The sequence below is a fragment of the Streptomyces sp. NPDC031121 genome, from assembly GCF_055570615.1.
The window spans coordinates 335145-348447 of sequence record NZ_JBVIGV010000002.1; the positions used below are offsets into that span (position 1 = coordinate 335145).

Annotated in this window: 10 protein-coding genes and 2 pseudogenes; 5 read left to right on the forward strand and 7 right to left on the reverse strand. The window is 73.5% G+C overall.

Annotated features, from left to right (window positions below; all coding sequences use genetic code 11):
• Positions 1–278: 278 nt before the first annotated feature.
• From ACZ462_RS04905 to ACZ462_RS04920, 4 genes and pseudogenes are all read right to left on the reverse strand, one after another.
• A complete protein-coding gene (locus tag ACZ462_RS04905) occupies positions 279–1823 on the reverse strand; it encodes a sigma-70 family RNA polymerase sigma factor (protein WP_467802868.1) in 1545 nt (514 codons plus the stop codon).
• Between the two features lie 114 nt (positions 1824–1937).
• A pseudogene (locus ACZ462_RS04910) lies at positions 1938–2776 on the reverse strand (sensor histidine kinase); the annotation flags it as partial.
• A gap of 100 nt (positions 2777–2876) precedes the next feature.
• Positions 2877–3104: pseudogene (locus ACZ462_RS04915) on the reverse strand (ABC transporter ATP-binding protein); the annotation flags it as partial.
• On the reverse strand, positions 3023–3250 hold the full coding sequence (locus tag ACZ462_RS04920) for a hypothetical protein (protein WP_467802866.1): 228 nt from the start codon (positions 3248–3250) through the stop codon (positions 3023–3025). The pseudogene ACZ462_RS04915 and the gene ACZ462_RS04920, both read right to left, overlap by 82 nt.
• Before the next feature lie 587 nt (positions 3251–3837).
• Between ACZ462_RS04920 and ACZ462_RS04925 the strand changes: the two genes are divergently transcribed.
• The 3 genes from ACZ462_RS04925 to ACZ462_RS04935 all read left to right on the forward strand — a co-directional run bounded on the left by ACZ462_RS04925 (position 3838) and on the right by ACZ462_RS04935 (position 8222).
• Positions 3838–5850: an ATP-binding cassette domain-containing protein gene (locus ACZ462_RS04925; RefSeq protein ID WP_467802864.1), complete on the forward strand. Its 2013-nt coding sequence runs from the start codon at positions 3838–3840 to the stop codon at positions 5848–5850.
• A gap of 88 nt (positions 5851–5938) precedes the next feature.
• Positions 5939–7330 (forward strand): phosphotransferase, encoded by a 1392-nt coding sequence (locus ACZ462_RS04930; RefSeq protein WP_467802862.1) that lies wholly within the window; start codon positions 5939–5941, stop codon positions 7328–7330.
• A 130-nt stretch (positions 7331–7460) separates the two neighbouring features.
• Positions 7461–8222 carry a PIG-L deacetylase family protein gene (locus tag ACZ462_RS04935; RefSeq protein WP_467802860.1) on the forward strand — a complete coding sequence of 254 codons (762 nt, stop codon included), beginning with the start codon at positions 7461–7463 and terminating at the stop codon, positions 8220–8222.
• 98 nt (positions 8223–8320) lie between these two features.
• Here the strand turns inward: ACZ462_RS04935 and ACZ462_RS04940 are convergent, their stop codons facing one another.
• From ACZ462_RS04940 to ACZ462_RS04950, 3 genes are all read right to left on the reverse strand, one after another.
• Entirely contained in the window at positions 8321–8917 is a 597-nt protein-coding gene (locus tag ACZ462_RS04940) for a TetR/AcrR family transcriptional regulator (protein WP_467802859.1), read from the reverse strand.
• Entirely contained in the window at positions 8914–10005 is a 1092-nt protein-coding gene (locus ACZ462_RS04945; RefSeq protein WP_467802905.1) for a saccharopine dehydrogenase family protein, read from the reverse strand. Before ACZ462_RS04945 ends, ACZ462_RS04940 begins: the two co-directional genes overlap by 4 nt.
• Positions 10006–10078: 73 nt before the next feature.
• On the reverse strand, positions 10079–10486 hold the full coding sequence (locus ACZ462_RS04950; protein ID WP_467802858.1) for a RidA family protein: 408 nt from the start codon (positions 10484–10486) through the stop codon (positions 10079–10081).
• 98 nt (positions 10487–10584) lie between these two features.
• On the opposite strand from ACZ462_RS04950, the gene ACZ462_RS04955 reads away from it, so the two are divergent.
• Complete coding sequence (locus ACZ462_RS04955; protein ID WP_467802857.1) at positions 10585–10971, forward strand: winged helix-turn-helix transcriptional regulator; 387 nt, start codon at positions 10585–10587, stop codon at positions 10969–10971.
• Between the two features lie 529 nt (positions 10972–11500).
• Positions 11501–13291 (forward strand): acetate--CoA ligase, encoded by a 1791-nt coding sequence (gene acsA / locus ACZ462_RS04960; protein WP_467802856.1) that lies wholly within the window; start codon positions 11501–11503, stop codon positions 13289–13291.
• Positions 13292–13303 lie beyond the last annotated feature (12 nt).

The following is a 13303-nucleotide window of genomic DNA, read 5'->3' on the forward strand; positions in this document are numbered from 1 at the left end:
CCCACGAAGTGGAGGCTCCCGAGCGCCGGGCCGCGTAACGGAAAAAGTGGCGCCGCCCCGAAGATCGTCCCGTGATGCATCTCGCAGGCGAAAAGTGTTACGCCGGACCCCGCTGTCCGGTCGCCCATGGGGAAGGGGGAGGCCGTAGCGGTGCGCAGTGCTCTGGGTCCACGGCGCCGGCGGGCGCCCGCCGGGGCACGCCGATCGGCCCCCGACCGGTGCGGTACGGGGGCAGCCGTCAGCGCGCGGCCCCGGCCGCGGTGCTCAGCGGGCGGTTGTCAGGACGTGCCCTTGCGGACGACGAAGGAGGCCTGGCCGGCGAAGGCCCGGGTGCCGTCAGAGCCGTCGAGCCAGAGGCCGCCGTCGCGGTGGCGGACGACCGACCCGGGGTAGTTGTGGGAGTGCAGGGTCACGGACCCCGCGACCGCCCCGGGGCGCGGGCAGAAGGTGGCGTCCTTCCGGAACAGTTCGCTGCCGTCGTCGGTGCTCAGCCGCAGCCGCAGGTAGTGGTGCCGCAGGTAACGGCCGTCGGCGGCGCGGAAGGTGACGCACCGGGTGTCGGCCAGCCCCCGGACCACCGTGAACGTGACGCGCTGGCGTGCCTGCGCGCTGCTGGACGGGGAGATCCGGCCCAGTGCCGCGAAGTCGCCGGAGTACGTCACGTACAGGTCGGGCTGGTCGACGGACTCCAGTGACTGCGCACCCAGCGGAACGGTGCCCCCTGCGGTGGCGGACGGGCTCGCCGGCGGCGGGCCGGCCGACGCGGGGGTGCCCGACGGGGTCGGCGTGGCCGTGCCGGCGGTGGGACCGGCCGTGGGAGCGGCGGTGACGCCGGGCGCCCGGGGCGCCGGCTCCGGCCAGGCCGCGTACGTGGCGGCCCCGGTGAGGAGCACCGCCCCGGCGGCGAGGCTCGCCAGGGGGTGAGCGGTCACCGCGCCGTGCAGGCCTCCCCCCTTCGCGGCCGTGCCGGCGGCGGCGGGGGCCATGGCGGGCCCGGCGGCGCTCGCAGCCGAGCCCGACAGCAGGCCCTTGGCGGACAGCGCGGCGATGAGTCCGGCGGGGACGGCCAGGGGCGCGACGCCGAGGAGCAGCAGCTCGGCGGGGACCCGGTTCGCCGCCGCCGCCGTGCAGACCCGGCAGTCGCGGGTGTGGCGCGCGATCCGCTTCCGCCACACCGATGTGCGCAGGCCGTCCCATCCGGCGACGGCCTCCCCGAGCTGCGGGCACCGCGGGTCGGCCTCCAGCGCGGCGACGATCGTCCGGCTCAGGTCCAGCTGCTCGCGCATGCGCTGGAGGCGCACTCCGGCGTGGGCGGCGGTGAGGCCCGTCGCGGCGGCGATGTCCTCGCGGTTCAGCAGTCCGGCGCGCTCCTGCCACCACAGGGAGAGCAGCACGCGGTGGTCCGGGTCGAGCCACCGGCCGGCTTCGGCGATCCGGCGGCGCTCGTCCGACACGTGGAGGCGCAGGATCGTCGCGTCCTCGGGTTCGGGGCCGGCGTCCGGCAGGTGGAGTGCCTCGTCGATGGCCGCGGTCCGGCCGGCGGAGACGCGCTGCCGCTGCCAATGGGTCTGTATCTGGCGGAGCGTGATCGACACCAGCCAGGAGCGGAAGCTGTCGGGGGTGCGCAGGGCGGGCAGATCGCGCACCACCCGCAGCAGCGTCTCCTGGACGACGTCGTCGGCGTCGGCGTGTCCGCTCAGGGCCCGTCGGACGATGTTGTAGATCAGCGGCAGGTGGGCGGCGATCAGTTGTTCGCGCGCCCGGTCGTCCCCGGCCTGCGCCGCGACGACCAGCCCCGCGTGGTCCGCGTCCGTGATCCCCATTCCCACCCTCCTCGGTACGGCGTCAGACCCTAGCCTCCGCCGAGGCGTGCGGCCAAAGCCCGTGCCGCGGACGCCGGATCGGGGTCCCGGCAGGCAGGTGGGCCCGGTGGGGGATCAGGAGGGCTGGGTGGGTGCGCGCAGTTCGATCCGGTAGCCGCCCTGCGGGGTGCGTTCGGCGGTGAGTGTGCCGTCGAGCAGTTCGGCGCGCTCCTTGGGGCCCACGAGTCCGTGCCGGGCGCTGGGCAGGGCGACGGACGGGCGGGTGGGCGCGGTGTTGGTGACGGTGACGCCGAAGTGCTGCGGGTCGTGCCGCAGGCGGACCTCGGCGCGCGCGCCGGGAGCGTGCTTGCGCACGTTGGTGAGGGCCTCTTGGACCGTGCGGTGGACGGTGCGCTGGGCGGTCGTGCTGATGCCCGGCGGCAGCTCGCCGGCCAGGGTGGTCTCGATGCCGCTGTTGGCGAGGAGCTGCCGGAGGCCGGCGAGGGTGGGCTGGGGGGTGAGTTCGGTCTCCCTGCCGCCGGAGCGCGCAGCAGGGTGACCATGTGGCGGAGTTCGTCGAGGGTGTCCGCGCTCAGGGACCGGATGGTGCGGGCGGCCTCCCGGGCGTCGGGATCCCTGGCGGCGACCTGCAGGGCTCCGGCCTGTACGGCGATGAGGCTGACCTGGTGCGAGACGACGTCGTGCATCTCGCGGGCCGGTTGGGCCCGTTCGCGCGCGAGGACGGTCTGGGCGTGCCGGGCGCGTTCGTGCTCGCGGGCCTCCTCGACCTCGGCGAGCCGGAGGGCGGAAGCCGGAGCCGCGTCGTGTCTGGCCTGGACGAGTGGGCCGAACAGCACGGGGGCGAGCGCCGTGGCCAGGGTGTAGACGAACTGGACGAGCGTCCAGGTGCGGTCGCCGGAGAACGTGTCGGACAGGGGCCAGGAAAGGGTCCCTGCCGCCGCGACCGCGGCGGCCAGCGTCGGCGTCCCGGTCGCGGCGTTGACCACCGCCCGGGGTGGTGACGGCCCGCAGCAGTGTGGTGTCGGAGGTCACCCGTGACATCGGATCGCCCGGCTGCATCCGGTCCACCGCCGAGAGCCGCAGCCGCAGCAGCCGGCCGATGAGGCTCCGGCGGGCGGCCAGGACCACCGACTCCGCGGTCCGCTCCGGCACATGGGCGCCGAGCGCCTCGGCCACCGTGCCGACAAGCACCAGCGCGGTCAGGGCCAGCAGGATGGCGGCGATCGTGCCGCCGGACGGGAGCCGATCGACCAGCGCCTTCGTCGCCAGCGGCTGGAGCAGCCGCCGCCGGCGCCTGCCAGCGCCAGCAGCAGCCCGAGCACGACGGCCCCCCGGTGGGGGCGGACGCACCCGTACAGCGCCTTGAGCGTCTCACGGACGCGCAGGGACTCTGCACCCGTCGCCTCGGGGGCGGATGCGGTGTTCACGGGATTCCTTTCGCACGCGGTCCGCCCCGCACCCCGTCAGCGGCGTTCGCGGCCCCGTACCAGCGGGCCGGTGCCACCACCCTGGAGGCCCGGGCCTTCCGCCGGCCATCCGGCAGGCCTCGGGTGCATTCCCGCCAGGTGGCTGGAACCCGCCGCACACAGCGCCACCCGCCGAACGGTCCCCGGAGACGGCCTGTCGGCCCGGCCCCCGAGGCGCCACGGGTCGCGGAAGCCCGGCGTCGCCTGCGGTCGGCAATACCCCGCCCGGCTGACACGCCCCTGTTCGAGCGAGTTTCAACGCCACGACCGCAGGCCCGCCAAGCCCACCCGGCCGGACGGGAACATCCGTTCCCCTTTTGCCTCCGATCGGGCCGTGACGCACCCGCCTCGGAACCGTTCTTGGAGCACCAGTACCAGTCGTGCGCCCATCCGGAGGACCCCGTGAATCTCCCGTCGAAACACCTCGGCACCCTCCCCTTAATCGAACATGGCGAGCCGGCCCCGTGCCCGTGCTCGGCGGGTGGGAGTCGTGTTGACGCCTCACCCGCCTGCTGCCGCGGCTCACGACCGAATGTCGGGAGGGCTGCGTGAGCAAGGACTCGGCAAGCGGATCCGGCTCCGCTGCGGTGTCGGACTCCGAGCGGCTCCTCTTCGGCGGCGAGCTGGCGTACGACATCGGCTGGGACCAGCACGAGGGCGCCTGGCTCCGGCTCGGGCTGTGGACGATGGCACGGCAGCTCCCCCGGCTGGCGGGGACCGGGCTGCGGCTCGCCCACCTCGCCGACGCACGGGCCCTGCGGGTGGTGCTGGCCTCGGAGGCGGGACGGGGCGTCGCGCAGGCGGTCGGCCTGGTCGCGGTCAACGGCGTGCTCGGCCACGTCCTCGCGGCCGGCAGCACCAACGAGCGCCTGACCCAGGCGCTCCCGGCGCTCACGGTCGTGGCCGTCACGGCGTTCCTCGGGTCGCTGCTGCGCTCGGCCTCGACGGCGGCCACCGGGGCCCTGGAGCCGAAGGTGCAGCGGGTCGCCACCGAGCAGTACCTCGGGCTGGTGCACCGCACGGAGCTGTCGGCGATCGAGGACGACGAGTTCCACCGGCTGCTGGACGCGGCCCGCTACGGCGCCGACTCGGCCCGGCGGATGGTCGGCTACTGCACCAACACCCTGAACTCGGCGGTGTCGCTGATCGCCGCGGCCGGCGTGCTCACCGTCCTGCACCCGGTACTGCTGCCGCTCCTGGTCCTGATGACGCTGCCGAGCGCGTGGAGTTCGCTGATGATCTCCCGCCAGCGGTACATCTCCTTCCACGCCTTCGTCCAGCACGCCCGCGCCGGACACCTGCTCGGCCAGCTGCTGACCCAGAAGGAAGCGGCGGCCGAGGTCCGCGTCCACGGCGTCGGGCCCTTCCTGCTGGGCCACTTCCGCACCATGGCCGAGACCAGCGAACGCGAGCAGACCCGGCTGGCCCGCCGCGCCGCCCGGATCGGGCTCGCCGCCGACGGCGCCGGCGGCCTCGCCACCCTCCTCACCTACGGCGCCCTGGGCGCCCTCCTCTGGGGCGGGGCGATGGAGCTCTCCGTCGCCGGGACGGCGGTACTGGCCATCCGCACCGGCGCGACCAGCCTCGACAGCCTGGTGCTCCAGATCACCGAGCTGCACCAGGAGTCCCTGTTCGTCGCCGACTTCGAGCGGCTGTGCCGGGAGGCGAAGACCCGGGCCATCCCCATGGGCGGCAACCCGCTGCCCGAGCGGCTGCGGGAGGTCCGGTTCGAGAAGGTCACCTTCACGTACCCCGGCAGCGGCGGTGGCGGCGAGCCGGAACCCACACTGCGCGAGGTGAGCCTCTCGTTCCCGACGGGGAAAATCATCGCGCTGGTGGGCGAGAACGGCTCCGGCAAGTCCACCCTGGTCAGGCTCCTCGCCGGCCTCTACTTGCCGGACGAGGGCAGCGGCACGATCTGGTGGGACGACGTCGATGCCCGTACCGCCGACCGCGACCAGGTCTTCGGCCGCGTCGCGCTGATGTCGCAGGACTTCTACCACTGGCCTTTCACATTCCGGGTGAACGTCGGTATCGGACAGCCCGGTCAGGCCATCGACGACAGGGCGGTCGAGGAGGCCTCCGGCTTCTCCGGTGCCGACGAGGTCCTCGACGGCCTGCCGCGCGGGCTCGGCACGCTCCTGGCCCGCGGCTACCGGGGCGGCCACCAGATCTCCGGCGGCCAGTGGCAGCGCATCGGCATCGCGCGGGCCAAGTACCGCAAGGCCGAGATCCTGATCGTGGACGAGCCCACCAGCGCCCTGGACGCGGTCGCGGAACAGCGGGTCTTCGACCGGATCAGGACCCTGGCCGCGACCACCGGGCAGACGATCGTGCTCATCACCCACCGCCTGCACTCAGTGCGCCACGCGGACCTCATCCACGTCCTGAAGGACGGCCGGGTCGCCGAGTCCGGCACCTTCGAGGACCTGATGGACCCGGCCACGGGCACGGGGGACTTCCGCGACGCCTACCTCGTCCAGGCCGCCGCCTTCGACCCCGCGATCCCCGCCCAGTCCGCCGGAGACCACGACACCCTGCACGCCGAGGACCCCGCATGACCGCCGCCACCGCGCACCTCCTCCTCGGACGCGCAGCGCGGGAAGGCATGTTCACCATGCTCGGCGCCTGCCGGCCGGGGGTGTCGCGGTGAGCGGCGGGGCCCGGCACACGGTGCCGGTCGACGTCCACCTCGTCCTGCGCCGAGACGGTGGCAGCGGCCCGGAGGTGCTGCTGTCCCGGCGGGCCGGTCCGGTGTACGCGTCGGGTCTGTGGCACCTCCCCTCCGGGCACCTCGACCCCGGCGAGGACATGGTCGAGGCCGTCATCCGGGAGGCCCGCGAGGAGACGGGCGTGCGCATCGCGACGGAGGATGTCACGGCGGCCGTCACCGTCCACCACCGCCCACCGACCGGCTCCTGCTCCCGACTCGGGGTGTTCTTCGAGGTACGCCACTGGACGGGGCGGCCCCGGATCATGGAGCCGGACCGGTGCGACGGCATGGACTGGCACCCGCTGGGCGCCCTGCCCGACCCGATGGTGGCGTACTGCCGGGCCGGTCTGGACGCCTACCGCGCGGGCCTGCCGGCCGCCGTTCACTTCCAACAGCCGGGTGACGCCGTCGCGTACGGCCCGGACCACGCCGACCGCACCCGCCTCCTGGCCGGGCCGCCCGCCGGCGAGGCAGAGCTGCCGTGCCGGCTGCGGGTGTTCGCCGAGCGGGCCATCGGCAGGGTCGCGCAGGCATCGGAGGTGTCCTGGATCCGCACCGGCAGCCGGGTCTGGAGGCTCACCGGGACCGGCGGCGGCACCTGGTACCTGAAGCGCCACCGCGGGCCGAAGTTCCACGGCCGGGAGGTGTCGGCGTACCGGTCGTGGGTGTTGGCGCTGGGGCCGCGGGCCCCCCGTCTCGTCGCGGCCGACACCGGGGCCCGGGCCGTCGTGGTCACGGCGCTGCACGGCCGCCCGCTGCACGGCATGGTCCTCGCCCCGGCCGGCGAAGCGCGCATCCAGCATGCTCTGGGCCGCCTCGTCCGCGCCCTGCACGGCAGCGCGCCCGAGCGGCCCGCCGAGGCCGCCACGGCCGCCACGGCCGCCGACAGGATCGAACGCCACCTGGAGGGTGCCCGGCCGTACCTGGCGGACGGCGACGAGGACCTGGTTCGCGTCCTCGCCCGAGTCCACGCGGACCTGCCGCTGCCTTCGCTCGTGCCCACGCACGGGGACCTGCAGTACCGCAACGTCCTGATCGGAGACGGGGGCGAACCGCTGCTGTTCGACTTCGAGCGCTCCGAGTACCACACGGCGACCCGCGACCTGGTGCGGCTGAGCGACACCTGGACCGGCCGCCCCGACCTGCGCACCGCGTTCCTCGACGGCTACGGCCGGCCCCTCACCCCCGCCGAGGACCTCCGCATGGACTGCGAGGCCGCCTTCGACGCCGTCTCCGGCATCGCCTACGGCACCCGCCACGGCGACCCCGAGGTCACGGAGCGCGGCCACCGCACCCTGCGCCGCCTCCACACCGTCCACCGCCCCTGAACCCGGCCCCACCGGCCTGCCGGCCCGTTCCCGGAAGGAACCCCGTGCCTCGCCGGCAACCTTCACAGCCCCGCCCCCGGCTCGACCGGTGGCCGCACGCACCGGCCCTGTGCCCACAGAACGGAGTCCCGTGTCCGCTCCCGGCATCCTCGCGGTCTACGCCCACCCCGACGACGAGTCCCTCGTCGCCGGGGGCGTCCTCGCCCAGCACGCAGCGGCCAGCGCCCGGACCGCCGTCGTCACGGCCACCTGGGCCGCCGACAGTCACCGCGCCGCCGAACTCGCCGACGCCCTCACGCACCTCGGCGCGGGAGCGCCCCGCATGCTCGGATACGCCGACCTCCGCGTCCCCGGCTCCGCCCCCGGACGACCCCCGTTCCGAGACGCCCCGCTGGACGAGACGGTGGGGAGCCTGGTGGCCCACGTGCGGGAGTTCCGCCCCGACCTGATCGTCACCCACGACGCCCAAGGGTCCTCCGGGCATCCCGACCACATCCACACGCACCGCGTCACCCTGCTCGCCGCGCAGGCCGCCGGCGTCCCGGGCGTCTTCCCCGAGGCCGGGCCCCCGTGGCAGCCCAGCGCCCTGTACTTCTCCGTACACCCGGAGGCCGGCGGCTGCCGCCTCGCCGGTCTGGTCTCCGGGGTCGGCAAGCGCCTGCACACGGTCCCGGACGAGGTGGTCACCGCAGCTGTGGACGTCCGCCCCTGGCTGGACCTCAAGTGGGCCGCCGTCCGCGCACACCGCTCGGAGGCGGCCCGAGCCCGCTCGCTCCCGGCCCTGTTGAGCGGACTGTCGGCGCAGGAACGGGAGGAGGTCCTCGGCACCGAGTACTTCATCCGTCACGACCTGGTCCCCGCGCAGGCGGACCTTCGCGGACTGATCGCCTAACAGGCCGTTTGACGTGGAGGATCACCGGACTCCCGAGGCGGGGGGATACCGGCCCTACGCGCGCAGGACGGCGACGAGCGGGCGGGGAATCGGCGCTGTCAGTCCCGGCCCCCTTCCGTCAGCAAGGCGAGGAGAACGCGACGCATATGGGCGTCGGTGCCGGGAGTGCGCCGGCCGGTGACGCCGGAGCGGAACAGGGAGGCTCCTTCCATGAGCATCACGAAGACCTCCGCCCGGTGACGAGCGGCGGCCGCGGGAAGTCCGGGCTCGCGGTCGCGGAGGGCGGCGGCCACATGGGACGCGTACGTGTCGTAGAACGCGCGGACGGCCGCGGCGGCCTCCTCGTCATGTGCGGCCATCGCCCAGACCTCGGTGAACAGCCGCACGAGGGCGGGGTCGTCGTGGTCCGCGAGGACGCCGTCGACGAGCGCGGTGAGGCTGTCGCCGTCCTGGCGCTCACCGGTGAGGCGGACGACCCGGTCCAGGGCGGTGGCGAGGATGCGGTCGAGGAGTGCGGACAGCAGGGCGGAACGCGAGGGGAAGTAGTACTGGAGATGGCCCAGCCGCACACCCGCCTCGTCGGCGACGGTGCGCAACGTCAGGTCGGAGCCGCCGGATGACGTCAGGACGCGCTCGGCCGCGTCCAGTACCGCCGCCCGTCTCTGCGTGCCCTTGGCCGTCGGCCCGGGGCTCACGCGGCGGCCCTTCCCGGCTCCGGGGCGGCGTCTCCGCCGACGGAGAGGTCGACACCGTGCGCAGCGAGCGACTCGGCCGCTCGGGCAGGAGCCGGATGCTGCTCGGGGAAGACGAGGCCGCTGGGCGCGGGGAAGCCGTCGGTACCGAGGACTCGGCGCAGCCCCAGGACCGCTCCGACGGCGGTCAGGTGGTGCTGTCCGCGGGGGTCGGTGACGGTCGCGGTGCGGGTGGTCCCCCGGTGGGACACGTCGATGCGCATGCGGGCCGTGCCGCCCTCACCGGGTGCGTGGAGGACGGCACGGCGCAGTGGTGCCCAGCGCTCTCCGCCGGCCCAGCGGAAGAACCCGGTACCCCGCAGCGCGAGGAGCGCGCGGTTCGCGGCCGGCGAGCTGAATCCGATACGGGTGGACGCGGTGGCGGTGCCGAGGGTCAGGGGGAGGGTGAACTGCTCCGGGGTGTCGATGCGTGCCACCCGTACCGGCGTGTCGCCGATCGCGACGGTCCGGGCGTCGGTCAGCGGCGAGGCGAGCCTTCGCGTCCCGTCCTCGATCACCTCGAACTCCACGCCCAGCCGGTCCATGAACTCGACGGAATCCGCACCGGCTTGGTCGGCCATGTCCCAGCGCACGGCGATCTCGACCCGCTCGGCGCCGCCCAGGTCCGCCGCCAGCGCCGCCGCGGCCAGGCTGCTGACCCCGCCCATCCAGGCCGAGGACAGCAGGACCGGCGCGGTGGGCGCGAGCAGGGCGGTGAGTGCGGCGGCGCGCTGCAACCGGCTCGTCCACCTGGTGATGTCGACATAGGGGATGCCACCGGCCACGGCGGCGCGCAGCACCCGGTCCTGAGGGTCGTTGACCGAGCTGATGACGGCCCGCGCCTCGGCCCGGAAGGGGGAGGGGTCGGCGAGGTCCCAGGCACGCACCTCGCCGCCCACTTCGGCCGCCAGGGCACGGCCCCGGTCGGGAGAGCGCCCCGTCAGCACGACCGGGGAGTCTGCGGCGACCAGGCGGGCGATCTCGGCTCCCACGGTCCCGTACCCGCCGGTGATGAGCACGGGACCGGACGGGTCCAGGCGCAGTTCGTCCATCGATTGAATGATCACGTACCCAATATAGGTCATCCGACCTAGAAACTGTTTCGATCAGCCGGTGTCGTACGCGTCAGGCCAGGACCGCGGTGGCCTCGACCTCGACCAGGTGCTCGGGCACGTCGAGCGCCGCGACGCCGATCAGGGTGGCAGGAGGCACAGGAGTGACACCGAGCTCCGCGGCTGCCCTTGAGATCCCGTCCAGGAGCAGGGGCATCTTGCCGGGGTTCCAGTCGACGACGTAGACGGTGAGCCTCGCGACATCGTCGAAGGAGCCGCCCGCCCCGGCAAGGGCGGTGGCGATGTTCCGGTAGCACTGCACGACCTGGGCGGCGAGGTCCCCCTCGCCGACCGTGACCCCGTCGGCATTCCAGGCCACTTGGCCGGCAATGAAGACCGTCCTCGTCCCGGACGCGACCGCCACGTGGTGGTAGACATCGACCTGGGGCAGTCCGTCAGGGTTGATCAGGGTGACAGCCATGTCCGTACGCTCCTTGCGCTCTCTTGTGGTTACCCGGAAACCGTAGGAGAGTGAGCGCTGACGTGGAAGAACGCACTTTTGGGTGACGGGGGAACCTCATGGTGACCAAGCAGGTCAGAGGCTCGGCCAAGGATGGTGCCGATGTGTCACGGGCGGACTCCCTCGCGCGGGAGATCTTCGCGGACATCGCCAACAAGTGGGCGCTGCTCATCATCGAGGCGGTGGGCGACCGCACCCTGCGCTTCACGGAAGTGCGGAGCGAGGTGGAGGGCATCAGCCACAAGATGCTCACGCAGAACCTGCGCCTGCTGGAGCGCAACGGCCTGGTCGTGCGCACGGTGCACCCCACCGTGCCGCCGCGCGTGGAGTACACGCTCACGGAACCCGGCCGCGCGCTGCGCTCGACGGTCGACGCCATGTGCGCCTGGACCCAGCGCCACCTGGGCGAGATCGAGTCGGCCCGCCGGCGTTTCGACTCGGCCTGACGGCCGACCACACGGGCCACGGCGTCAAGCACGGCTGACGCCTGTCCCGAGAGGTGCATGGCGCCCGCCACCCGGCGGGCGAACGGGCGGGGCCAACGCCGCACCTGCAGCCCTCCGTGGATGTGGTCGTGGTCCGCGACCTCGGGGTGCCGTTCCAGCCGGAGCCCCGGTGACGAAGAGGTCTCAGCGCTGCTGACCGCTGCGGCGCGGACCGGCACACAGCCGGTCGGACCAGCCCGGGACCTGGGGTGGGTCCGGGCCGGCGGAGACGGGCGACATGGCCCGATGGACGCCGGGCGCACCTCCCTGCCCGGATCCTCGACCGTGCCCGGCGATCCTGCGGGCGTCGTCGTTTCGCACACGGAGCGCTGACCGGTCAGGCCGGGTGGTGCCGGGCGCGGCACGAAGCCGGCAGGCACGGGGCCGAGCGGTCCCCGCCCGGGCCCGTTCGGCCCTCCCCCCACGCCCCGCGTTTGGCGGAGGGTGGTGTCGCACCACCATCAGGCCTCCTGGTGGACGAGGAGCCGTCATGACGTACCCGATCATCACCAAAGAGCGCCACCCGCACGACATCGGGCGGCTCGTGGACTACGAACAGGCCCGCGCGACGTTCACCTGGGACGAGGCCCGGACGTGGCTGAGCGGGCTGCCGGACGGCGGCCTGAACATGGGGTTCGAGGCGGTCGACCGGCACGTCGAGGCGGGCCACGGCGAGTGGGAGGCGCTGCGGTGCATCGCCGTCGACGATTCCGTCACCAGCGTGAGCTACGCGGACCTCGCCGCCGACACCTCTCGTTTCGCCAACGTCCTCACCGACTTGGGGACGGCCCCGCAGGAGCGGATCTTCACCTTGCTGGGCCGGCGACGGGAGCTGTACACCGCCGTACTGGGCACGCTCCGTGCCGGACGTGTGGTGTGCCCGCTGTTCTCGGCGTTCGGCCCGGAGCCGGTGCGGCAGCGGCTCGCGCTGGGCGACGCCCGGGTCCTGGTGACCACACAGGACCTGTACCGGCGCAAGGTCGAGGCGATCCGACCGCTGCTTCCCGGCCTGACACACATACTGCTGGTCGGCGCCGTCAAGGACCCTCCCGCGGGCACTCATGTACTCGAACACCTCATGGCGCAGGCCTCGCCGGATTTCACGGTGCCGCCGACCGACCCGGAGGACATGGCCCTGCTCCATTTCACCAGTGGGACCACCGGCGCGCCCAAGGGCGCGGTGCACGTCCACGACGCGGTCGTGGCCCACCACGCCACGGCGTCCTTCGCCCTGGACCTGGGACCGCGGGACGTGTACTGGTGTACGGCGGACCCGGGCTGGGTGACGGGCACCTCGTACGGGATCATCGCCCCGCTCACACACGGCGCCACCCTGGTGGTGGACGAGGGCGACTTCGATGTGCACCGCTGGTACCGGATCCTCGACACGCAGCACATCGCGGTCTGGTACACGGCTCCCACGGCGATCCGGATGCTGATGCGAGCGACACCACGAGGCAGCGGCACCGGCCTCCCCGGCCCGTACGACCTCTCCGCACTCCGCTTCATCGCCAGCGTCGGCGAGCCGCTGAACCCCGAAGCCGTGGTGTGGGGACAGGAGGTCCTCGGTCTCCCCGTGCACGACAACTGGTGGCAGACGGAAACCGGCGCCATCATGATCGCCAACTTCGCCTCCAGCGACATCCGTCCCGGCTCCATGGGGCGTCCCCTGCCCGGCGTGGACGCGGCGATCCTGGAGCGCGGGCAGGACGGACGCGCGGCGGTCATCGACGGAAACGTACGGCAGGTCGCCCGGCCTGGCGTGGAGGGCGAGCTGGCGCTCCGGCCGGGATGGCCCTCGATGTTCCGCGGCTACCTGGACGACCGCCCTCGCTACGAGGCCTGCTTCGCCGACGGCTGGTACCTCACCGGCGATCTGGCGAAACGGGACGAAGACGGATGGTTCTGGTTCGTGGGTCGCGCCGACGACGTCATCAAATCCGCCGGCCACCTCATCGGGCCGTTCGAGGTCGAAAGTGCTCTGATGGAGCATCCGGCCGTGGCGGAGGCGGGGGTGATCGGCCGCCCCGACCCCGTCGTGGGGGCCGTGGTCAAGGCTTTCGTCTCGCTGCGGCCCGGCTACGAGGCGGCGGACACGCTGAAGCGCGAACTGCTCGCGTTCGCCCGACAGCGGCTCGGGCCCGCGGTGGCCCCGCGTGAGATCGATTTCGATCAGAACCTCCCGAAGACCCGCAGCGGAAAGGTGATGCGCCGCCTGTTGCGGGCCCGCGAACTCGGCCTGCCCGAAGGTGATCTGTCAACCCTGGAAAGCCCTGCCTGAGCAGCTCGGAGG

Coding starts and splice junctions, on each gene's coding strand:
- acsA (WP_467802856.1), top strand. CDS start 11,501: ATGACGTACCCGATCATCACCAAAGAGCGCCACCCGCACGACATCGGG.
- ACZ462_RS04950 (WP_467802858.1), bottom strand. CDS start 10,486: ATGGCTGTCACCCTGATCAACCCTGACGGACTGCCCCAGGTCGATGTC.
- ACZ462_RS04955 (WP_467802857.1), top strand. CDS start 10,585: ATGGTGACCAAGCAGGTCAGAGGCTCGGCCAAGGATGGTGCCGATGTG.
- ACZ462_RS04905 (WP_467802868.1), bottom strand. CDS start 1,823: ATGGGGATCACGGACGCGGACCACGCGGGGCTGGTCGTCGCGGCGCAG.
- ACZ462_RS04945 (WP_467802905.1), bottom strand. CDS start 10,005: ATGGACGAACTGCGCCTGGACCCGTCCGGTCCCGTGCTCATCACCGGC.